General features: G+C 66.2%; 19 protein-coding genes, 1 tRNA gene and 1 pseudogene. 4 read left to right on the top strand and 17 right to left on the bottom strand.

All coding sequences use genetic code 11. From position 1 onward, the window contains the following. Positions 1 to 2: 2 nt before the first annotated feature. The gene (locus tag BST28156_RS24795; RefSeq protein ID WP_174903582.1) at positions 3 to 710 is read right to left on the bottom strand and encodes an SGNH/GDSL hydrolase family protein; all 708 of its coding nucleotides are present in this window, start codon (positions 708 to 710) and stop codon (positions 3 to 5) included. A 194-nt stretch (positions 711 to 904) separates the two neighbouring features. Between BST28156_RS24795 and BST28156_RS24790 the strand changes: the two genes are divergently transcribed. Next, on the top strand, positions 905 to 3,091 hold the full coding sequence (locus BST28156_RS24790) for a UvrD-helicase domain-containing protein (protein WP_437341302.1): 2,187 nt from the start codon (positions 905 to 907) through the stop codon (positions 3,089 to 3,091). Positions 3,092 to 3,237: 146 nt separating this feature from the next. Here the strand turns inward: BST28156_RS24790 and BST28156_RS24785 are convergent, their stop codons facing one another. After that, positions 3,238 to 4,131: a c-type cytochrome gene (locus BST28156_RS24785; RefSeq protein ID WP_060245950.1), complete on the bottom strand. Its 894-nt coding sequence runs from the start codon at positions 4,129 to 4,131 to the stop codon at positions 3,238 to 3,240. A gap of 252 nt (positions 4,132 to 4,383) precedes the next feature. Between BST28156_RS24785 and BST28156_RS24780 the strand changes: the two genes are divergently transcribed. After that, positions 4,384 to 4,459 (top strand) — tRNA-Arg (locus tag BST28156_RS24780). Positions 4,460 to 4,524: 65 nt separating this feature from the next. Here the strand turns inward: BST28156_RS24780 and BST28156_RS24775 are convergent. The 12 genes and pseudogenes from BST28156_RS24775 to BST28156_RS24725 form a co-directional block, all read right to left on the bottom strand. Next, positions 4,525 to 5,646 (bottom strand): tyrosine-type recombinase/integrase, encoded by a 1,122-nt coding sequence (locus tag BST28156_RS24775; RefSeq protein ID WP_174903581.1) that lies wholly within the window; start codon positions 5,644 to 5,646, stop codon positions 4,525 to 4,527. A gap of 113 nt (positions 5,647 to 5,759) precedes the next feature. Next, positions 5,760 to 5,849, bottom strand: a pseudogene (locus BST28156_RS34840) (MerR family transcriptional regulator); the annotation flags it as partial. Positions 5,850 to 6,536: 687 nt separating this feature from the next. Continuing rightward, on the bottom strand, positions 6,537 to 9,332 hold the full coding sequence (locus BST28156_RS24770) for a toprim domain-containing protein (protein WP_174903580.1): 2,796 nt from the start codon (positions 9,330 to 9,332) through the stop codon (positions 6,537 to 6,539). A gap of 2 nt (positions 9,333 to 9,334) precedes the next feature. Further along, positions 9,335 to 9,583, bottom strand: a complete 249-nt coding sequence (locus BST28156_RS24765) for a hypothetical protein (protein ID WP_174903579.1) — start codon at positions 9,581 to 9,583, stop codon at positions 9,335 to 9,337. Next, complete coding sequence (locus BST28156_RS24760; protein ID WP_174903578.1) at positions 9,580 to 9,942, bottom strand: hypothetical protein; 363 nt, start codon at positions 9,940 to 9,942, stop codon at positions 9,580 to 9,582. The genes BST28156_RS24765 and BST28156_RS24760 overlap by 4 nt, the downstream gene beginning before the upstream one ends. 3 nt (positions 9,943 to 9,945) lie before the next feature. Further along, entirely contained in the window at positions 9,946 to 10,140 is a 195-nt protein-coding gene (locus tag BST28156_RS24755) for a hypothetical protein (protein ID WP_174903577.1), read from the bottom strand. A gap of 43 nt (positions 10,141 to 10,183) precedes the next feature. Further along, positions 10,184 to 10,378, bottom strand: coding sequence for a hypothetical protein (locus tag BST28156_RS24750; RefSeq protein WP_174903576.1), 195 nt, complete (start codon positions 10,376 to 10,378; stop codon positions 10,184 to 10,186). Positions 10,379 to 10,382: 4 nt separating this feature from the next. Continuing rightward, positions 10,383 to 10,595 carry a hypothetical protein gene (locus BST28156_RS24745; RefSeq protein ID WP_174903575.1) on the bottom strand — a complete coding sequence of 71 codons (213 nt, stop codon included), beginning with the start codon at positions 10,593 to 10,595 and terminating at the stop codon, positions 10,383 to 10,385. Positions 10,596 to 10,680: 85 nt separating this feature from the next. Next, complete coding sequence (locus BST28156_RS24740; protein WP_059603647.1) at positions 10,681 to 10,929, bottom strand: Ogr/Delta-like zinc finger protein; 249 nt, start codon at positions 10,927 to 10,929, stop codon at positions 10,681 to 10,683. Then, complete coding sequence (locus BST28156_RS24735; RefSeq protein WP_174903574.1) at positions 10,917 to 11,120, bottom strand: hypothetical protein; 204 nt, start codon at positions 11,118 to 11,120, stop codon at positions 10,917 to 10,919. Before BST28156_RS24735 ends, BST28156_RS24740 begins: the two co-directional genes overlap by 13 nt. 39 nt (positions 11,121 to 11,159) lie before the next feature. Next, positions 11,160 to 11,357: a hypothetical protein gene (locus tag BST28156_RS24730; protein WP_059603643.1), complete on the bottom strand. Its 198-nt coding sequence runs from the start codon at positions 11,355 to 11,357 to the stop codon at positions 11,160 to 11,162. A 14-nt stretch (positions 11,358 to 11,371) separates the two neighbouring features. After that, positions 11,372 to 11,581, bottom strand: coding sequence for a hypothetical protein (locus tag BST28156_RS24725; RefSeq protein WP_174903573.1), 210 nt, complete (start codon positions 11,579 to 11,581; stop codon positions 11,372 to 11,374). A 49-nt stretch (positions 11,582 to 11,630) separates the two neighbouring features. Here BST28156_RS24725 and BST28156_RS24720 point away from each other — a divergent pair, with 49 nt between their 5' ends. Continuing rightward, positions 11,631 to 12,161: a helix-turn-helix domain-containing protein gene (locus tag BST28156_RS24720; RefSeq protein WP_254596422.1), complete on the top strand. Its 531-nt coding sequence runs from the start codon at positions 11,631 to 11,633 to the stop codon at positions 12,159 to 12,161. A 171-nt stretch (positions 12,162 to 12,332) separates the two neighbouring features. After that, a complete protein-coding gene (locus BST28156_RS24715; protein WP_174903572.1) occupies positions 12,333 to 12,608 on the top strand; it encodes a hypothetical protein in 276 nt (91 codons plus the stop codon). Between the two features lie 348 nt (positions 12,609 to 12,956). Here the strand turns inward: BST28156_RS24715 and BST28156_RS24710 are convergent, their stop codons facing one another. The 3 genes from BST28156_RS24710 to BST28156_RS24700 are packed head-to-tail and all read right to left on the bottom strand — an operon-like array spanning position 12,957 to position 17,764. Further along, on the bottom strand, positions 12,957 to 14,048 hold the full coding sequence (locus BST28156_RS24710; RefSeq protein ID WP_174903571.1) for a phage late control D family protein: 1,092 nt from the start codon (positions 14,046 to 14,048) through the stop codon (positions 12,957 to 12,959). Continuing rightward, complete coding sequence (locus tag BST28156_RS24705) at positions 14,045 to 14,503, bottom strand: phage tail protein (RefSeq protein ID WP_174903570.1); 459 nt, start codon at positions 14,501 to 14,503, stop codon at positions 14,045 to 14,047. Before BST28156_RS24705 ends, BST28156_RS24710 begins: the two co-directional genes overlap by 4 nt. A gap of 21 nt (positions 14,504 to 14,524) precedes the next feature. Next, positions 14,525 to 17,764, bottom strand: a complete 3,240-nt coding sequence (locus BST28156_RS24700) for a hypothetical protein (protein WP_174903569.1) — start codon at positions 17,762 to 17,764, stop codon at positions 14,525 to 14,527.

The following is a 17,764-nucleotide window of genomic DNA, read 5'->3' as shown; positions in this document are numbered from 1 at the left end:
CGTCATGCGGCGGCCCGCTGCCGCAACGCGACCGCGACCTGCCCGGCCCAGGCCGCGCAGGCCGCCGCGGCAGGATGGAAGCCGTCCGCGGCCATCAGGTGGCGCTCGAGCGGCAGCGCGACCTGCAGGAACGTGCAGTGCGGCTGCGTCGCGGCCCAGCCGGCGAGGGCCGCGTTGAGGCGCTTCGCGCGCTGCCCGAGATACCACGCGAGCGGCTGCGGCAGCGCCGGAAAGCGCTCCATCGGCGGCACCGCCGACAGCACCGCGTGCCCGACCTCGAAGCGCGCGGCGAGCAGCCCGACGAGCGCGGCCTGCGCGGCCAGCCAGCGGGCCGGCGACACGCCGCCCGTCACGTCGTTGACGCCGAGCGACGTGACGGCCGCGTCGAACGGCTCGGCCGGCTCGGCGGCGAGCCAGTCGACGAGATCCTGCGTCGTCAGGCCGGTGCGCGCGAGCAGTTTCCAGCTGACGCGATGGGTGGCCGCCAGTGCGCGCGCCAGTTGCCCGGCCAGCGCATCGGCCTGCGTCGCGACGCCGACGCCCGCGGCCGCCGAATCGCCGAGCACCAGCACGCGCAGCGGCGGGCCTTCGCCGGCTTCCCCGCTGCGCGGGCCGGCCGCCTCGGGCAGCCGCGGCGTGACGCGACGCACGTAGCGCCCCTGCGCGAACAGCAGCGGGCCGAGGGCGGCGGTGGCGAACGGGTATCCCATGGTGTCGATCCGGCGACGGTTGATCCGGGCCCCGCGCGAGCGCCGGGCCGACGAGCGCCTATTGTGGCCGATCCGCGCCCGGACGGGGCCGGATTGGCCGTCCGGCCAGGGTGAGGTGCGGCGCGCACGGGGCCGGATGCACACGCGGCGCCGTCCGGCGGCGTTCACGAAACGCGTGCCGCCGACGTGTTAACATGCGCGTCCTGCCTGCGCGTCCGCCTGCTTCGCAGGGCCGCCGCGCACGGCATCCTCCCGGCGTTCCGCCGTCAACCGCAACACCATCCGCCATCATGTCCGCAGGCCTCAATCCCGCTCAGAACGAAGCGGTGCGCTACCTCGACGGTCCCTGCCTCGTGCTCGCCGGCGCGGGCAGCGGCAAGACCCGCGTGATCACGCAGAAGATCGCGCACCTGATCGAAGCGAAAGGCTTCGAGCCGCGCCATATCGCCGCCGTCACGTTCACGAACAAGGCGGCCGCCGAGATGCGCGAGCGCGTGTCGAAGCTGCTCGAGGGCAAGACGCTCACCACGCCCGGCAAGGAAGGCCGCAAGGTGCCCGTCAACCAGCTCACCGTCTGCACGTTCCACTCGCTCGGCGTGCAGATCCTGCGCCAGGAGGCCGAGCACGTCGGCCTGAAGCCGCAGTTCTCGATCATGGATTCGGACGACTGCTTCGGGATGATCCAGGAGCAGATCGGCACCACCGACAAGGGGCTGATCCGCAAGATCCAGAACATCATCTCGCTGTGGAAGAACGGCCTCGTCACGCCCGAGGAGGCGATGACGATCGCCGCGAACGAGGACGAGCACCAGGCCGCGCTCGTGTACCGCAACTACGTCGCGACGCTGCACGCGTACCAGGCCGTCGATTTCGACGACCTGATCCGCCTGCCGACCGAGCTGTTCGCGAACAACGAGCAGGTGCGCGACCGCTGGCAGAACAAGCTGCGCTATCTGCTGATCGACGAGTACCAGGACACCAATGCGTGCCAGTATCAGCTGCTGAAGCTGCTCGCGGGCCCGCGCGCGGCGTTCACGGCGGTCGGCGACGACGACCAGGCGATCTACGGCTGGCGCGGCGCGACGCTCGAGAACCTCGCGCAGCTCGGCAAGGATTTCCCGAAGCTGCACGTGATCAAGCTCGAGCAGAACTACCGGTCGACGGTGCGGATCCTGACCGCGGCGAACAACGTGATCGCGAACAACCCGAAGCTGTTCGAGAAGAAGCTGTGGTCCGAGCACGGGATGGGCGATTCGATCACCGTCACGCCGTGCAACGACGAGGAGCACGAGGCCGAATCGGTCGTGTTCCGGCTGTCCGCGCACAAGTTCGAGCGGCGCACGCAGTTCCGCGACTACGCGATCCTGTATCGCGGCAACTTCCAGGCGCGGATCTTCGAGCAGGTGCTGCGGCGCGAGCGGATCCCGTACGTGCTGTCGGGCGGCCAGTCGTTCTTCGACAAGGCCGAGATCAAGGATCTGTGCGCGTATCTGCGCCTGATCGCGAACGCCGACGACGATCCCGCGTTCATCCGCGCGGTCACGACGCCGCGCCGCGGGATCGGCAACACGACGCTCGAGGCGCTCGGCTCGTTCGCGGGCCAGGCGAAGGTGTCGCTGTTCGAGGCCGTCTACATGGGCGGCATCGAGGCGCGGCTGTCCGCGCGCCAGGTCGAGCCGCTGCGGATGTTCTGCGACTTCATCCAGCGCCTGACCGATCGCGCCGACAAGGAGCCCGCGACCGTCGTGCTCGACGACATGATGGAGGCAATCCACTACGAGGCCTACCTGTACGATGCGTTCGACGAGCGTCAGGCGCAGTCGAAATGGCAGAACGTGCTCGAGTTCCTCGAATGGCTGAAGCGCAAGGGCACCAAGCCCGAGGCGGCCGAGGCCGTCGACGGCGAGGCGGAGGGCTTCCACAACGCGGACGGGCTCGGCGATACGGGCAAGAACCTGCTCGGCCTGATCCAGACCGTCGCGCTGATGTCGATGCTCGAAGGCAAGGACGAGGATCCGGACGCGGTGCGGCTGTCGACCGTCCATGCGTCGAAGGGGCTCGAGTATCCGCACGTGTTCCTGGTCGGCGTCGAGGAGGGCATCATGCCGCACCGCGGCGGCAGCGACGACGACGGCCCGATCGACAGCGAGCGGATCGAGGAGGAGCGCCGGCTGATGTACGTCGCGATCACGCGCGCGCAGCGCAGCCTGCATCTGAACTGGTGCAAGAAGCGCAAGCGGGCGCGCGAGACGGTCGTGTGCGAGCCGTCGCGCTTCATCCCCGAGATGGGTCTCGACGATGCGCCGCCGCCCACGCCGGAAGAGGCGCCGATGTCGCCGAAGGATCGGCTCGCGAGCCTGAAGGCGTTGCTGCAGAAGTGACGCGATAGCGGCGCCGCCGGGCGGGCATTGAACGGATACGGCGGCGAGAACCGGCGCGCGATGGCGCGGTCGGGCAAAACCAAAACGAAACCCCCGCGACGCACGTGCGTCGCGGGGGTTTTCTACGGGCCGTTGACCGGTCGCGCTTACTTCGCCGCGTTGACCATGTAATCGACGGCGGCCTTCACGTCGGCATCCGACGCGTTCGACCCGCCCTTCGGCGGCATCGCGCCCTTGCCGTGCAGCGCGTAGTTGTAGACCGTGTCCATCGAGTCCTTCAGGCGCGGCGCCCAGTCCTCCTTGCTGCCGAACTTCGGTGCGCCGAGCACGCCCGCGGCGTGGCAGGCCTGGCAGACCTGCGTGTAGAGCGCCTTGCCGGCCGACGCGGCGTCGGCGCTTGTCGGCGCGGCCGCGGGCTGCTCGCCGGCCTTCGGAATCGCAGCGATCGCGGCCTGCGCGGCGGCGATCTGCGCGCTTGCGGCATCGGCCGCGCCCGATGCGCCTGCCGCGCCGCTTGCGGCCTGCGGCGCGTTGGCGGCCGGCGCCGCCGGTTCGGGGAAGTTCGCGCCGTCGTTGTTTGCCATGTAGACGATCGCGCGGGCGATCTCGTAGTCGCTGACGTCGTCGGGGCTCGTGCCGCCGCGCGGCGGCATCGCGCCCTTGCCGGCGAGGGCCGTCTTCAGCAGCGTGTCGAAGCCTTGCGAGATGCGCGGCGCCCAGTCGTCCTTGTTGCCGAACTTCGGCGCGCCCGCGGCGCCCGTGCCGTGGCACGTCACGCAGACGGCCTTGTACACCTGCTCGCCTGTCTTGTAGGTGCGGGGCGCGTTGGCGTCCTTCACGTCGACCTGCGCGATCGGCGCGATGCGTCTGGCGACCTGCTCGTCGGACAGTGCGTCCGTGCCGGCGCCCGAACGGAACGCGTGGTTCGCGTAGGTGGCGAACAGGACGATGAGGGCGATCGGAATCGCGAACGACGCGATGATGACGGCAATCAACTGCCCGGGGGTTTTGACGGGAGATTCGTGGGGTGCTTCGCTCATACTTGCCTCGTCTCCGTGATTAGGAATTGTGAGCGCGGTGCAACGGCAAAATGGCAGTCCAATGAAGCACGGACGATTATAGACGGAACGTTTACATCACGGCGAGCGCCGCGATGGCGCGTGTTTACCCGCACGCAGCACGGTCCGGCGGGGATTCCACGGGCAAGGTGGACGCGTCATGGGAAACAGGGTATCCTTGCCGTCTTGTCAAATGTGGGCGATCTGTTTATTGGGGTCGCTTCACTGTCACAGGCGCCCGTAGCTCAATGGATAGAGTACTGCCCTCCGAAGGCAGGGGTTGCTGGTTCGATCCCAGCCGGGCGCGCCAAGCCTGATAAGGCTTTCAGCGGTTTCGCTACTTCATCGTTTCCCCCCGTTACAGTGAAATTACAGTTAGCCGGCTGCGGTCAGCAGTGTTTCCGGCGGCGCTGACACCGTTTCACGCGGCAGCTCGATCACCTGCGCGACCGGCAAATGCGGCTGCACCCACTGCGCCAGATGCGCCGCCGACAGGTGCGCGTAGCGCTGCACCATCTCCAGCGTTTCCCACCCGCCCAGCTCCTTCAACACCTGTAACGGCGTGCCGCGCTGGACATGCCAGCTCGCCCACGTGTGCCGTAGATCGTGCCAGCGGAAATCACGGATGCCGGCGCGCTTCAGTGCCTTGCGCCAGGCGGCGGTCACGGTCTGATACACCGGCCGGCCCTTGTAGACGAACACGCTGTCGACGAACTCGGGTGCGCGCCTCTTCGCACGCTGGCGCAACAGGACCGCGATCGCCGTTTCGGAGAGCGGCACCGTGATTGCCTTCTTCGCCTTCGCCTGGTCCGGGTGAATCCACGCGATGCGCCGCACGATGTCGACCTGCGACCATTGCAGCCCCGTCACGTTCGAGCGCCGCAGGCCGGTTTCGAGGCTGAAGCGTGCCATGTCAGACAGGTGCTCGGGCAGCTCGGCCAGCAATCGTTCGGCTTGCGCCGGCGTCAGCCAGCGGATCCGCTTCTGCACGGTTTTCGCCAGCTTCGTCACCGGCGCGCGATCCAGCCATTCCCACTCGACGGCTGCATTCAAGACGGCCTTTAGGACGCAGATCACGCGGCGCACGGTGCCAGCGCTAACGGTCTTGTCGGTGACGACGATGCCGCGCTTCGTGCGCACCACGCGTGGCTCGCGGCGCTTGGCGAGCGCGATCGCGTCGATACGGTCGCGGTCGATGTCCGCCAGGGCGACGCCGGACAAGTGCTGATCGAGCCAGCGCAGGTGCGTTTTCGACGTTTCCAGGCTCGGCAACCCTTCGCGATCACCGACATAACGGACAACCGCATCGTTCCAGGTGTAGCGCGGCTTGTGGCCGAGCTTCGCCTGGTTCCACAGCTCCACCTTCAGGCGGTCGTAGAACTCCTGGGCCTGCGCTTTGTTGCTGGTGCCAGTGCTTCCCTGTACGACCGGACCGCCGCCAGGCGGGGTGAGGCGGTAATACCAGTTGGGACTGTTACTGCGTTTATAGAGCGACATTTTTTAACTTCCTCCTGCTGATCGCCCTGCACAACTCGCGGAATCCATTCTCCGGCGAGGTAGCGCTGCAGGGCAACCGTCGAAAACATCCAGCGCTTGCCGACCTTGCGGCCAGGCAGCTCGCCGGCCTTCGCTTTCAGCCGCACCGTTTCGGGATGCGCGCCGAGCAGGGCAGCGGCTTGTTCCAGGTTCACGGTGTTCATCGGGCTATCTCCCGAGCGCGACGCGGCAGGGGGAGGGGCAAAACAACTCGTGGATTCGTGGTGCTCCCTGTCTTTCATGCGTAACTGACTGATTTTTAATGATTTCGCCTGCCATCATTTGCCATGAAAAACCCGTGGCAGCCCCTTCCGACTCGTGGCCTAAAAAATAGGCAGCGTCTGTAACTGATGGCAAAACGCACAAGACTCGTGGCGCTCGATTTCGACCTGTGCCTGCCTCTTCTTTGCTTTCTTTCTTCTTCTTTTTCAATGAATTAGAGAGAAGAGAGAAAGGGGCGGCGGCGGTCGGCGCGAAAACCGGACTAGTGGCAAAAACGCCCCGACTAGTGGCAAATGGAGAGCGACACATGGCGGCACTCTTCTCAACAATCAAAGACTTACGAGCGGACGCCCCCGAAAACCACGATTCGCGTGCGCTGCCTGCCCGTTCCCTGTGGAAAAGCTCGCCCGCGCGGCCCCCTTTCCTCAAGGTTCGCGCCGTTGCCCGGCCGTTTCGACTTGCGGGGGGTACGGGGGGAAGCCGACAGCACGGCGGCCGCGTGACGACGTGCGCCGATTGCTGCGCGCATCGACGCACGCACCACAAAACCGAATACAGGGCCGCTACGCGGCCGGAAATATGGGGGGAAGGGGTACGGCCGCGTGGCGGCCGCATCGGCTGAGAGGGCGTCATGCTCGGCCCCGCTGCTCGGTCGCGTCGGTCGCCAGGTCTTCACGGATGGACACGTGCAGACCGAAGCCCGCCAGACGGTCGAGCGAAATCGGCGTGAGGTACGGCACGCGGCGGGTGTAGATCCGGCGCTCGACCTCCTTCTCGCCGACCACGACGCCGGCGTGCTTGAGCTGCGCCTTGAACACGCGATCGGATTTCACGGGCAGGCCGTTCCATTTGTCGCGCAGCGCGCTCGTGTGGGCGATGTGGTCCATCACGTGGCCGGTGCGCAGCAGCAGGCAGAACTCGCCGTCGACGGTATCGAAGGTGAACGGGTGCTTGTAGTTGCCGCCGTCGATCTCCGACAGCACCGTTTCCATGATCCAGACCCACGGCTCGCGATCGGCGCTTGTCTCAGCGACGTGGCCGTTCATTTCGGCGAGCAGGTCGCGCGGGAAGTCGCCTTCGCTCGGGTCCATGCCGGCGAACTCGCACAGGTAGCGCCAGGCGAGCGCGACGGCCGCATAGTTGCCGGCCATCCGCTTCGCGCCGTCGTCCTCGCCGCTCGCGCGGCAGTTGGCCAGCGCCTTGTCGCGCAGCGTGGCGTAGTGGTCGTGCACGGTGCGTTTGTCCAGGCCGGCGAGGAATTCGAGCCACTGCCGAACCGGGAAGCGCGGCAGGTCGTCCGGCATCAACGGGCCGCGCTTGCCGGTCAGCGTCGTGCGCACGAGCTTGCCGAGCAGGCTGCGCACGGGCACGTCTTCGCCGGCCAGCATCACGGGCGCGCACAACAGGTATTCCGTCATGTCGGTGCCGCGGCGCGTGACGGTGTACTGGTAGTTCTCCTGCAGCAGGCCGACGGCCTTGTCGATCACGTCCTGCCGGCGCGCGGACAGCTCTTCCCATCCGACCGGGTGGCTGGTGTGGCTGATGCTGGTCAGCAGCCGGAACTCGGTCTGCAGCGACTGCCCGGAGAACATCGTGAACGCGAGCGAGCGCTCGAGCCGCTTGATGAGCGTCGACTTGCCGGCGCCCTTGTTCGCCTGGATGGTGATGTGCGGCCAGAAACCGAGCAGCGCCTTCAGGTGGCCGCCGAGCGCCCACACGAGCGGGATCGTCGCGGCGTTTTGCTTGAACGTCGCCTGGTACGCGGCGATGACGCGCCGTGCGTCGCTGATAGGGCCGGTCGGGAATGTCAGGTTGTGGTACGGGCACTGCTTGTCGGCTTCGGTGAAGTAGCAGTCCGGGCCTTCGTTGACGATCAGGCGGCCGTCGCGCCAGGCGAGCCCGACGAAGTTTGCGGCCTGGCGCGCGCCGAGGTCGGCGCCGCGCTCCAGGATGTTCACCATGCGCTTGAACGGCGCCGGCGCCCAGATCGGGCCGAACTTGCCCCATTGGTCGACGTTGTGGAGCTGGTCGTCGAGCATCACGCGGCGCACGAGCTGCGCGCCGTGGCGCGGCGCCTGGACGGACACGGCGAAGTAGACGGTGGGCGCCTGGTCGGCGTCGCCTGTCATCGTCGACGTCGCGCTCGCGACCGACACGCGGCTGATGCCGGCGATGCGGAAGCCGCACAGGTCCGTCATGACGGGCGTTTCGATGCCCGTGTCGTCGTTGCGGTCCATCTTCGTGATGTAGCTGGTGAAGTCGGGCCGCACGCGGAAGCGCCAGTATTGCGCGAAGTCGTGCGACGGCAAGAAGATGCGCGGCCGGCCGCGACGCGTGGCGTCGCCGGCGAGGCCAGCAATCAGCCACGGTTCGAGCTGGTCGAGTGCGCGCTGCAGTTCGGCCGGGCCGCGCAGTTGCAGATAGTCATTCACGTCGTTGATGGGCTTCTGCGTTTTCTCGCCGTCCGCGAGGTCGGCGAGCCAGTCGGCCTGGTCGACGAGGACCGCGCTGATGTTGAGCGCCGTAAGGCGTTCGTACAGCGCCCACGCCGCTTCCGGGCCGGGGCGGCGGCCGGCGCGGGGATGACCGTCGGCGAAGGGCTCGTCGTTGTCCAGGCAGATCACGACCTGTTTGCCGCGCAGGAACGCGAAGTCGATGCCGTCGACGTTCGCCAGGCCGCGCAGCGCGAGCGCCGCCGCGCCAGGCAGCGCGCAGGTGTCGATCGACAGCGCGTTGATCGCGCTTTCGACGATGAACACGCGTTTCGCCTTGTCGAGCCTGCGAGGATCCGCAGTCCAGCCGTAACCGGCCTTGTCGCCCTGGGTCTGCGTCTTGACGCCGCCGTTGAGCGCCGGATCGAGATAGCGCATGTCGACGGCGACGACGCGGCCGTCGCCCGGTGCGCGCACGATGAACGCAGCGGCCGGGCCAGCGTGGCCGACTTCGCCGGCGGCAACCTTCGAGCTGGTCCACGTGTTGAATCCGAGGGAGCGCGCGGCGATCGCGGCGTCAATCGCGGCGGCGGAAATGCCGCGGCCGCCGAGATAGTCACGCACCTGGTCGCGTTCGGCAAAGCACCGATCGGCGATGTACTCGACGGTCGTTTTCTCGCGGCGCTCGGCCGGCGCCGGCCGGTCGAGCGGAATGCCGTACGCGTCGTGCAGGTAGCGCACCGCGTCGGCGACGGTGCCGCCGCGCGCGTGGATGACCAGGTCGATGCACGAGCCGCCGACGTCGGCGCTGTGATCGCGCCAGCCGGTGCCGTGCTTCGGGTGGTTCACGTAGATCGACAGGGACGGGTTCTTGTCGTCGTGCTGCGGCGAGTGGTAGAGCGCGCGGTCGCCGCCGCGGCCGCGTTTCAGCCCGAGCCGGTCGGCGAGGTCGTGCAGGTCGATGCGTTGTTTCAGTTCGTCGATCGAGGCCATCGTTATTGCTGTTGATGCAGGGAGAGGGCGGCAGGGTTGCCGGATGTCGCAGGGCTGTCGACGAGCGCGCGGAGCGCGCCGGCAGACGCGGGGAAGGCGAGCGCCAGGCGGTCGCCGAGGATGCTGACGAACAGCGCGAGTACCGCGACGCGTTGCAGGCCGCCGGGTTCGTGGTCGAAGCGAAGGGCGTCCGCGGCCGCCGCGATGGAGGCCGCGAGCGCGGCGTCGTGTGGGGTAGTCGTGTGCGTCATGCTGCGGCGCCTCCGAGGATGTCGTGATGGTTCTGTTGCAGGCGCTGAACGGCATGCTGCAGCTCGTACCGCGAGGTCGTGGCCTGGTCGAGCATTGCGCGCAGGCGATTGCGGTTGCGCTCGACGTTCGACGTCGCGCTCGCGAGCGCGGCGGTACGCGTCGCACCGTGGCCGATGCGCAGGCCGGAGGCCAGGTGCGTGACGATCCACTTTTCGGGGTGGCCGTCGCGCACATGCGGCTCGGCGTGGATGCCGAACGCGGCGTCGGCGTCGTTCGGGATGACGACGTGATCGCCGGCGACGGTGCGCAGCCCGACCGTCGTCAGCAGCTCGTAGCGGATGGTGGGCTCGTGCTTCATTTGTCACCCACGCGGCGGAACGGACCAGACAATGGCCGCGACCAGCGCGGCATACGCGACGACCCCGATCAGGAAAGCGATCGCGCGGGCGTGTCGAACGTCGAACAGGCGCAGCACGTCGGCGGCAAGGCAGTAGACGCCGTAGAGGGAGAAGGAAAGCATCAGCAGCACGCCGATGCCGAAAACGTAGGGTTTCATGGTGTGGTTCCAGGTGAGTGCGCCGGCGGCCGGCGCGGATGGGTCAGTCGAAGTCGTTCGCGGCGCGGCGTTTCCTGTCGACGGCTGGCAATTCGGGCGCTGGTTCTCGATCGCGCCATACGTTCGCCGTGCATTCGAAGGCTCGGCGGGCGGCCGGGCACAGCGCGTCGAAATTCCCGACCATGCGCAGGCGGCGCCACATCGCGCGCAGGTCGAGGTCGGTGAGGGGCGCGCGCATCGGCTCAGTGCAAAACGATCGGTGTCAGGACGGGCATGCCGGCATCTGCGTCCCAATGGCAGCCCAGCACGTAGCCAAGGCGGCGGGCGGTGCCGACGAACACGAACGGGTCGATGTCGGCACGCCACAGTGCGCGCAGATACTCACGGCGCTTATCGAGTGACAGGCAGGCCGGATCGAACGGCATCACGACGGCGGCGGAAGCGAGGGTGGCCATGCTGATCTCCTTTTTTCAGGCAAAAAAAGCCCCTCGCGCCGGATAGGCACGATGCGAGGGGAAACAGGGGAAAGGGTTTAGCGCGCTAGACGGGCAGTTCGAGCTGCTGCTCGAGGCGCTCGCGCACGTTCGGCGAAAGCGGCAGGTTTAGCGACAGATTCGGGGTCGCGGAGGGCGACAGGGTGCGGGCGAACTCCATGTTCACAACGTAGGTGTGGCCGCACTCGACGTTGTTGCACTGGAAGGTGACTTCCCGGAAGGTCTGAGACATTTCGCGGCTGCTGCGCGCGGTAGCGCGCGTGCGGCAGTGCGGGCAGCGGTTCAGGATTCGCATGTCGGTTTACTCCGGACGAGATACAGGGCGCGGCCGCGGCCGTTTATCTGCTTGGCGGTGCGGCGCAGGCGCCGCTTGGCGAGCCACTCGGCCGTCGCTTCCAGGGACGGCAGGTTGTGCAGCACGCGCACGCGTTCCAGCACGTCGCGGTCGGCGTCCGAGAGGGAAATTTCCGTGCTGGTTTCGGGCATCGGTGGAGCTACTCATTGTTGGCGTTTCGGTGCCTTCGTTCAGGCGCCGGCGCGGTCCAGAATGGAGGTGTTGCGTTCGGCAAGTACGGCGGTCGCTTCGCGCATGACGATCTCGCGAATCAGCACGGCGAGCTGCTCGCCCTGATAGTTCGCGAGCGCCGTGAGAACGGCCTGCTCGTAGTCGTCGAAGCGGACGGTGTGCTTGTTGTTGCGGACGCGTTTCGGATCGGGGTACATGCAGGCTCCTCAATTCACGAGCGGACGGAGCGGGAACGGGGAATGGTGCGGAGATGGCTTGCGCCGATACGGATCAGCTCGCGCGCCATGCTCGAAATCGAGCGATTGCGCTGCGCGGCGAACTGTTCAAGCTCGTCACGTTCGGTGGATGTCAGTCGGACGTAGACGGGCTTGTCCGACAGGGTGCCGCGTGGCGATCGGCGCGGGCCTTTGGCGGTGGTCATGGTCGGTATACTTTGGTTGTTAGCCTTGCGTTACGGTAAGGCTAGTGTAATGAGCAAAAAACGTCTCGTCAACGATATCAGGAAATTTATGTCTCAAGTGGGGAGTCGCTTGCGGGAAGAGCGCTTGCGGATCGGACTGAGCCAGGACGAATTTGCCGCTGTAGGCGGCGTCACTCGGCGTTCACAGTCGGCGTATGAATCGGACGAGCGGTCGCCCGATACCAGCTTCCTTTTGGCACTGCGCTCGATCGGGGTCGACATTGTCTACGTGCTGACCGGCGAGAGATTGGAGGCGGGGCGCCAGAGCGGTGAGCGGTCAGAAACAGACGCAGAGGAGGCCGAGCTCGTCGCCGTATATCGGCAACTCAACGAAACAGGTAAAGCGACCCTGCAGTCGTTCATTGGTAGCGTTCTAAATCAGGCCGTCATGCTCAAGGCCGGCGCGCCACAGCGCGCTAAGCGCCTGCCGGAAAACCGGCGCGCAGCGCTCGACGAGCGCACGGCCGAAAACGTCGATCGCGCCATGGCTGAAATCGAACGGTTGCGTGCCGAGCGCGCTGCGAAGGACGTGAAGAAGTAGCCCACCCGTAATCCGCGCGCGGGTCATTCGTCACACAAACACTGTATATCCATCCAGTATTGAGTTAGCATCCTGAAAGCCGGCGATGCTGGCGACGCGGGGGTATCCCGAGGCAACCGCGTCGTGTTGGGTGCCGCCGGTTCGTGAACGTGTTTGTGAGGGACCAGAAGAATGAGCATCAACATGAAGCACAGCAGCGGCACGGTGATGGCCGCCGATCGTCACGTCGACATGCGTCCTCTTGTGATGGACGGAGCGCGGTTCTGTTCGGACCTGACCGAAAGCGAGCGCGTTGACGCACGCGCCGCGATCGACGACGCCATGCAGTCGGTCGGTCAGGTGCTCGAAGCTGCGCTTCAGGTGATGGGAAATCTGCGCACGGCGCGAGCGGCACTCGTACGGTACGATGACGGGCCGCCGGTGCACGCGGAAGCGCGGCAGGCATAGGTCGCGCTCACCCTATCGGCTCGATGCCGCTGTGTTTCTCCTGTACCATTTTTCCCTGCTTTCACAATTCATACAGATACATTGCGGGGAATTAATGCAGGACTTGCTGGAAACGTTCTGGCTGGAGCTACTCATTGCGGCCTGTGCCGTGCCGATTCTGATGCACCACATTCGCGCGGAGCAAATGGCCAAAATTTGCCAAAAATTCGGTATCCCAAGGGGTACGTCTTACCGTGCGATGGTGTTCAATCCGAGGTATTGGCATCTATGGACGCAGCGCCAATGGGCGGCGTTCATCAAGAGCCGGAAGTAGCTCAAGCAATCAGAAGCCCGCTGCCCGCGGGCTTTTTACTTTCCGCCCTTCTTGAAGTGCGACCGGTGTCGATCGGTCGTCGGATCGTCGCGCATTTCGAGGTCGAGCGCGGTTGTGAATCCGCCGTCGCCGTCGATGGTGTGCGTTGCCCTCTTCACCAGCCACGCGGTCTCGTCGATTTCCGGCTTGAACCCGGACACCGTGACCGGCATTTCCGGGAATAGATCCGCGCGGCCACGCGCGAGTGAATACCGCATCGTCGCTTGGCTGCGCTGCATGCGCTTGAACTCGGCTTGCGCGGCAGCTCGCGCCTCGGCTTCGTTCGCATAGTCTTCGGGCAGCACTTTCACGTTCTTGTTGTTTTCCCCGCCCACACTCACCGATTTCCGCTTCGCCTTGCCGTTCGAATGGTAGTGTGCGCGCACGGCCGCATAGTTCTCCCGCTCGGACACGTGATATGCGTGCTCGTCTCCGCTCGCACGCGTCAGATTTAACACATGGAAAACTTTCCCGCTGACGGTCCTGCCGGTGCCGATCGGCGTGAACAGCAGCCGCAAATCCTTGACGTTCATCACGGCGTCGTAGCGTTTCGCCAGGCGCGTCAGAAACGACATATCGCTTTCGTGCGTCTGGTCGATGTGCGCGATCACGATCTTCGCCAGCGTGTCAGCGACGGCCGGCGTCAGCTTGTAGCGGGCGGCGATCGCGCGCACGATCGAGCCGATCGTCTGCTTGTGCCAGCTCTTCTCGCGCCGCTCCTGCATGCCGTTCGACATCGAGGCCGAGCGAGCGCGTACGGTCAGCGTGTCGGGTGCCCCGCTATGCTCGAACTCGGTCACGACGAACGTACCCTTGTCGACGAGCTGCTCGCCGGCCCAGCCGATGGACACCTTGATTTCGTCGCCGCGCTTCGGCAGCGCCAGGTCGCCGCGCGAATCGTCGAGCACAAGGTCGACGGTATCGGCGTCGTCGGAGCGAGATTCCGTGAGGGTGAGCGATTCGAGCCGCGGCAGGAACCGCCGCGAGATATCGCGGCCGCCGAGCGTGATCCGGTAGTCGGCCATGGGTTCGACGCGCTCGATGCGGCGCACCACTGCATTCGACTGATCGATTGCGCGTGTCGTCATGCTTTCGTCTCCGTCTCCGCTTCGGCGTCGCCGTCCGACTCGTTGGCCAGCGACGCTTCCTGCTCGATGCGCAGCGCGTCGTCGTCGACGCATTCGAGCGTCAACGTGAATTCGATCCGGCGCGCGGCACCTTCGCGAGTGAAGTAGCGCCGTGTCTCGTCGAGGCCCACGATGAGGTATGCGCCGTAGACGGTCCCGAGGCCGTCGACCAACACGTACGCTTCGCCTACGTTTGCCATCTGGACGAGCTGGTCGAGCGACGCGCTCGTACCGATTTGATCCGGCGCGATGAGGCCGTCGAGCGTGATGACATCGTCGCCTTGCCCGGTGTACTGGCGCGCATCGCGCACGCCGATGCGCGACTTCTTCGGATGCTTCCAGTTCCGGCGCCGCTTCAGCTCGTGGAAGGGGGCGGTGGTCAGGCTGAACACGAATTGATCCAGCGACAACAGCATGAGTCGGATTCTCCCTATATGTCAGTCGGAGAGGCGCGAACCGGCGCGCGCACGCTGCGCGCGTTCGCGCCGATCCAGCTCGGCGGCCACGGCGCGCGCGATGGCGCGCGGATCGTCGCCGGCCTGCGGGTAGATATTGATGACGATCGACGCCGGCGCGGAAGCCGATGCAGCCGATGCTGCGATCGGACCGGCGGCCGCGATCGGTGGGCGGCGATCGATCGGCACGGGCGCATGCACGATCGGCGCGGCCGTCGACAGCGCAGGCGTCCCGAATCCGGCAACGGCGGCTGTCGCGAGCCCGAGCGCCGCGCGCGCGACGCTGCGCTGCTGGCCGGACATGCCGAGCGCCGCACCTTCGCCCACGAAGCCGCCTAGCTCGGCGAAGACGCGGCTCGGGCTGTGGATGCCGAGCTTTTCCTTGAACCACGTGACAGTCGAGTTGGCGACGTTCGTGATGGCCTCCTTCACGGCGCCGAGTCCGTTCCTGATACCGTTGACCAGGCCGGAAATGAGATTGGCCCCGAACTCGGCCATTTTCGCGGCGACCTTAGCGGCCACGACGATGATGTTCGCGAGCCATTCACCGAAGCCCCGACCGGCGTTGCTGGCCTTGTCGAGACTTTCCTTGCTGGCGTCGACTGGCCCCAGCAGGCGGGTAATCCAGTCCCACACGCCCTTGATGGCATCCATCAGCCAGTTGAATGCGGGTCTGAGCGGTTCGAACATCGCGCCGAGCACGCCGAACACCCGACTGAAAATCGGTGCGAGCGGTCGCAGACCTTCGGTCAAGCCTTGCCAGAAGCCGGCGAAGAACGCCTTGATCGGCTCCCAGTATCGAACGATCAGCAGCGCGGCCAGCGCGATCGAGGTGATGACGAGGCCGACCGGGCTCACGAGCGCGACGCGACCGACGAACATCAGCGTTTGGGCGAGCCCGCCGAGCGCGGCGCCGACGCCGTTGATTGCACCGACCGCACCGCCCTTGATGAGACCGCCGGCGCCCTTCAGTGCGTCGACCGACATACCCGCGATGCCGCGGCGGCCGGCATACTGCCGGGCAGCGGTCCAGCGGGAGGCGACGGCCGTGCGCGACGCGGCCGCCTGCGCGGCGACTGCGCGCCATACCTGTGTCGTGTATTGCCGTGCTGCGAGCAACCCGTTTTTCATCGACGAGACTGAGGTACGGCCCCACTGCGCGACAGTCGATACGGCCGCGCGACCTGCGGCCGGAATGCCTTCCCGCAGCGTCCGCGCATAACCGAGCAACGTTGTCCAGGCCGCGCGCGGGGACGAAGCCGACCAGGCGCTGGCCAGTGCGGAGCGCATGCGTGCGGCGGTCCCGCGCGCGGTGTTCCCGACGACCGAGAATCGGGACGCAGCACCCGACAATTTGCCGAAGCCTGCGGCGCTCGCGCCGAGCGTGCGCGCCAGGAAACTGCCCTGGATGCCGAGCGTCGCCATGCTGAAACGCACAATCGCGAGCGGCCCAAGGATGCCCGCGAGCACGATCGTGAACGTACCCATCACGACGAGCAGCGCGGCGAACGCGGCGAGCACGGACAGAATGACTTTCGCCGCGGCGCCGTGGCGCTGGATCAGATCGATGAGGCTGCCGAGAATCTCGCGGGTCTTGTCGAGTGCCGCGTTGTACAGCGGTGCGACGCGCTCGCCGATCTCGCGGCGCAGGTCGCGGCCCTTCGCGAGCAGGTCGTTTTCCTTGCCCTGGGTTTGCTGCGCACCGAGCTGCGCCGCTTCGTCGATACCGTATGCGCCGTGGTTGAGCTTTTCGTTCTTGTGAATCTGTTCCCGCTGCATGTACATGGTCGAGAACAAGTTCGCGGCCGTCCGGTTGGTGAAGATCGTCGAAATCATGTCTTTCACCTTGTCCGGATCGGTGATGCCCTTCTTCGCCATCTGCGGGAGCAGCACCTTTTCCAGCCATTCGAGCGGCGACGCCTTGAACAGATCGCCGCCGAGCAGTGCGCCCGGCTTGATCCGCTTGATCATCCCGATCTTGTTGTACTCGACGTTCTTCTTGTCGACCAGGCCGAGATTCATCATCTCCTGCGCCGCGCGCACGGTGGTCTTGCCCTGGTAGACGTTGCTGTACGCAGACATGAGGCCCGTGCCGACGCCGTGGCCGCCCATTTCCTGAATCAGCGGTTCCATCTGGTAATAGAACGCGTCCTGGCGCATCTGCTTCGCGGCGACGCCGCCGGTCTGGATGAAGTTGCGCCACTCGTCGCCGCCGACACGGCCGCCGGTTGCCGACAGCACCTTCTGCACCATGTTCGCTTCGTTCTTGAACGTTGCTTCGTCTTTCGTGCCGCCGCGCAGCTCGATCACCTTCAGCATGTTCATAAACTTCTCTTCGTTCGCGTGCGCATCTTCGGCACCGAACAGCGCTTCGTTTGCGAACTTCATCTTCGCGAGCGTCGGCATGACCATCTGCGCGTGGTGCTCGTCCGCGAAGATCGACAGCGCGTCACGCATCAGCGTCATGTTGTCGGACGTGCTGACACCCATCATTTTCATCGCGCGCACGTACTTCTCGGCGTCCTGCGTTGCCTGGTCGCCGAGGCCGAGCGCCGTGATGCGCGCGCGCTCGTTCGTCATCTTCTTCGCTTCGTCGAGCGTGCCATCGAGGCCGCCGAGTACGCGCATGCCGGTCGAGCGGGCGGCATAGCCGCCGATCGCCATGCCGCCGGCGACGCCCTGCATCGCTTGCATCTTGCCGCGCGCTGCGGCGAGCTTCTTCTCACGTTCCGACATGGCTTCGAGCTGGCGCGTCTGCGCCTGCATCGTGGCCGTCGTCGCCGCGATGTTCGTGCGCAGCGCGCGCTCGTGCTGCGCGAGGTTGCGTGTCTCGATGCCAGCCTGCGACAGCCGGCCGCGCATCTCGTCGACGGCGGCCGTCTGTTTCTTCTGCTCCGCGCGAAGCCGCGAGGCCGCCTGACGCGCGCGCGCCAGATCGTCGACCATTTTCCGGGTCGGCGGACCGAACGCGTGCAGCGAGCCGGCGAGCGCCTTTACGTTGGATTGCGCCGCGCCGAGCCTCTTCGTGGTGTCGGCGAGCCCGGTGCGCATCTCACGGAACGAAGCGACGGCCTTCTGCTGCTTGCCGAGTTCGGCAAGCTCGCCGCGCGTCGCTTTCAGTGACTGCGCCAGCCCCTTGTTGCTGTTCAGCATGTTTCGCAGGGGCTTCGTCCAGTTGTCGACCATGTCGAACATGACGCGCAGTTTCAGGGCGTTGTCCAT

The organism is Burkholderia pseudomultivorans (assembly GCF_902499075.1).
GTDB lineage: Bacteria > Pseudomonadota > Gammaproteobacteria > Burkholderiales > Burkholderiaceae > Burkholderia > Burkholderia pseudomultivorans.
This window is presented reverse-complemented; position numbering and strand designations above follow the sequence as displayed.

Bases quoted from the DNA above. Each gene is read 5' to 3' on its own strand.
- BST28156_RS24795 (WP_174903582.1), bottom strand. From the start codon at position 710: ATGGGATACCCGTTCGCCACCGCCGCCCTCGGCCCGCTGCTGTTCGCG.
- BST28156_RS24790 (WP_437341302.1), top strand. From the start codon at position 905: ATGCGCGTCCTGCCTGCGCGTCCGCCTGCTTCGCAGGGCCGCCGCGCA.
- BST28156_RS24785 (WP_060245950.1), bottom strand. From the start codon at position 4,131: ATGAGCGAAGCACCCCACGAATCTCCCGTCAAAACCCCCGGGCAGTTG.
- BST28156_RS24775 (WP_174903581.1), bottom strand. From the start codon at position 5,646: ATGTCGCTCTATAAACGCAGTAACAGTCCCAACTGGTATTACCGCCTC.
- BST28156_RS24770 (WP_174903580.1), bottom strand. From the start codon at position 9,332: ATGGCCTCGATCGACGAACTGAAACAACGCATCGACCTGCACGACCTC.
- BST28156_RS24765 (WP_174903579.1), bottom strand. From the start codon at position 9,583: ATGACGCACACGACTACCCCACACGACGCCGCGCTCGCGGCCTCCATC.
- BST28156_RS24760 (WP_174903578.1), bottom strand. From the start codon at position 9,942: ATGAAGCACGAGCCCACCATCCGCTACGAGCTGCTGACGACGGTCGGG.
- BST28156_RS24755 (WP_174903577.1), bottom strand. From the start codon at position 10,140: ATGAAACCCTACGTTTTCGGCATCGGCGTGCTGCTGATGCTTTCCTTC.
- BST28156_RS24750 (WP_174903576.1), bottom strand. From the start codon at position 10,378: ATGCGCGCGCCCCTCACCGACCTCGACCTGCGCGCGATGTGGCGCCGC.
- BST28156_RS24745 (WP_174903575.1), bottom strand. From the start codon at position 10,595: ATGGCCACCCTCGCTTCCGCCGCCGTCGTGATGCCGTTCGATCCGGCC.
- BST28156_RS24740 (WP_059603647.1), bottom strand. From the start codon at position 10,929: ATGCGAATCCTGAACCGCTGCCCGCACTGCCGCACGCGCGCTACCGCG.
- BST28156_RS24735 (WP_174903574.1), bottom strand. From the start codon at position 11,120: ATGCCCGAAACCAGCACGGAAATTTCCCTCTCGGACGCCGACCGCGAC.
- BST28156_RS24730 (WP_059603643.1), bottom strand. From the start codon at position 11,357: ATGTACCCCGATCCGAAACGCGTCCGCAACAACAAGCACACCGTCCGC.
- BST28156_RS24725 (WP_174903573.1), bottom strand. From the start codon at position 11,581: ATGACCACCGCCAAAGGCCCGCGCCGATCGCCACGCGGCACCCTGTCG.
- BST28156_RS24720 (WP_254596422.1), top strand. From the start codon at position 11,631: ATGAGCAAAAAACGTCTCGTCAACGATATCAGGAAATTTATGTCTCAA.
- BST28156_RS24715 (WP_174903572.1), top strand. From the start codon at position 12,333: ATGAGCATCAACATGAAGCACAGCAGCGGCACGGTGATGGCCGCCGAT.
- BST28156_RS24710 (WP_174903571.1), bottom strand. From the start codon at position 14,048: ATGACGACACGCGCAATCGATCAGTCGAATGCAGTGGTGCGCCGCATC.
- BST28156_RS24705 (WP_174903570.1), bottom strand. From the start codon at position 14,503: ATGCTGTTGTCGCTGGATCAATTCGTGTTCAGCCTGACCACCGCCCCC.
- BST28156_RS24700 (WP_174903569.1), bottom strand. From the start codon at position 17,764: ATGGACAACGCCCTGAAACTGCGCGTCATGTTCGACATGGTCGACAAC.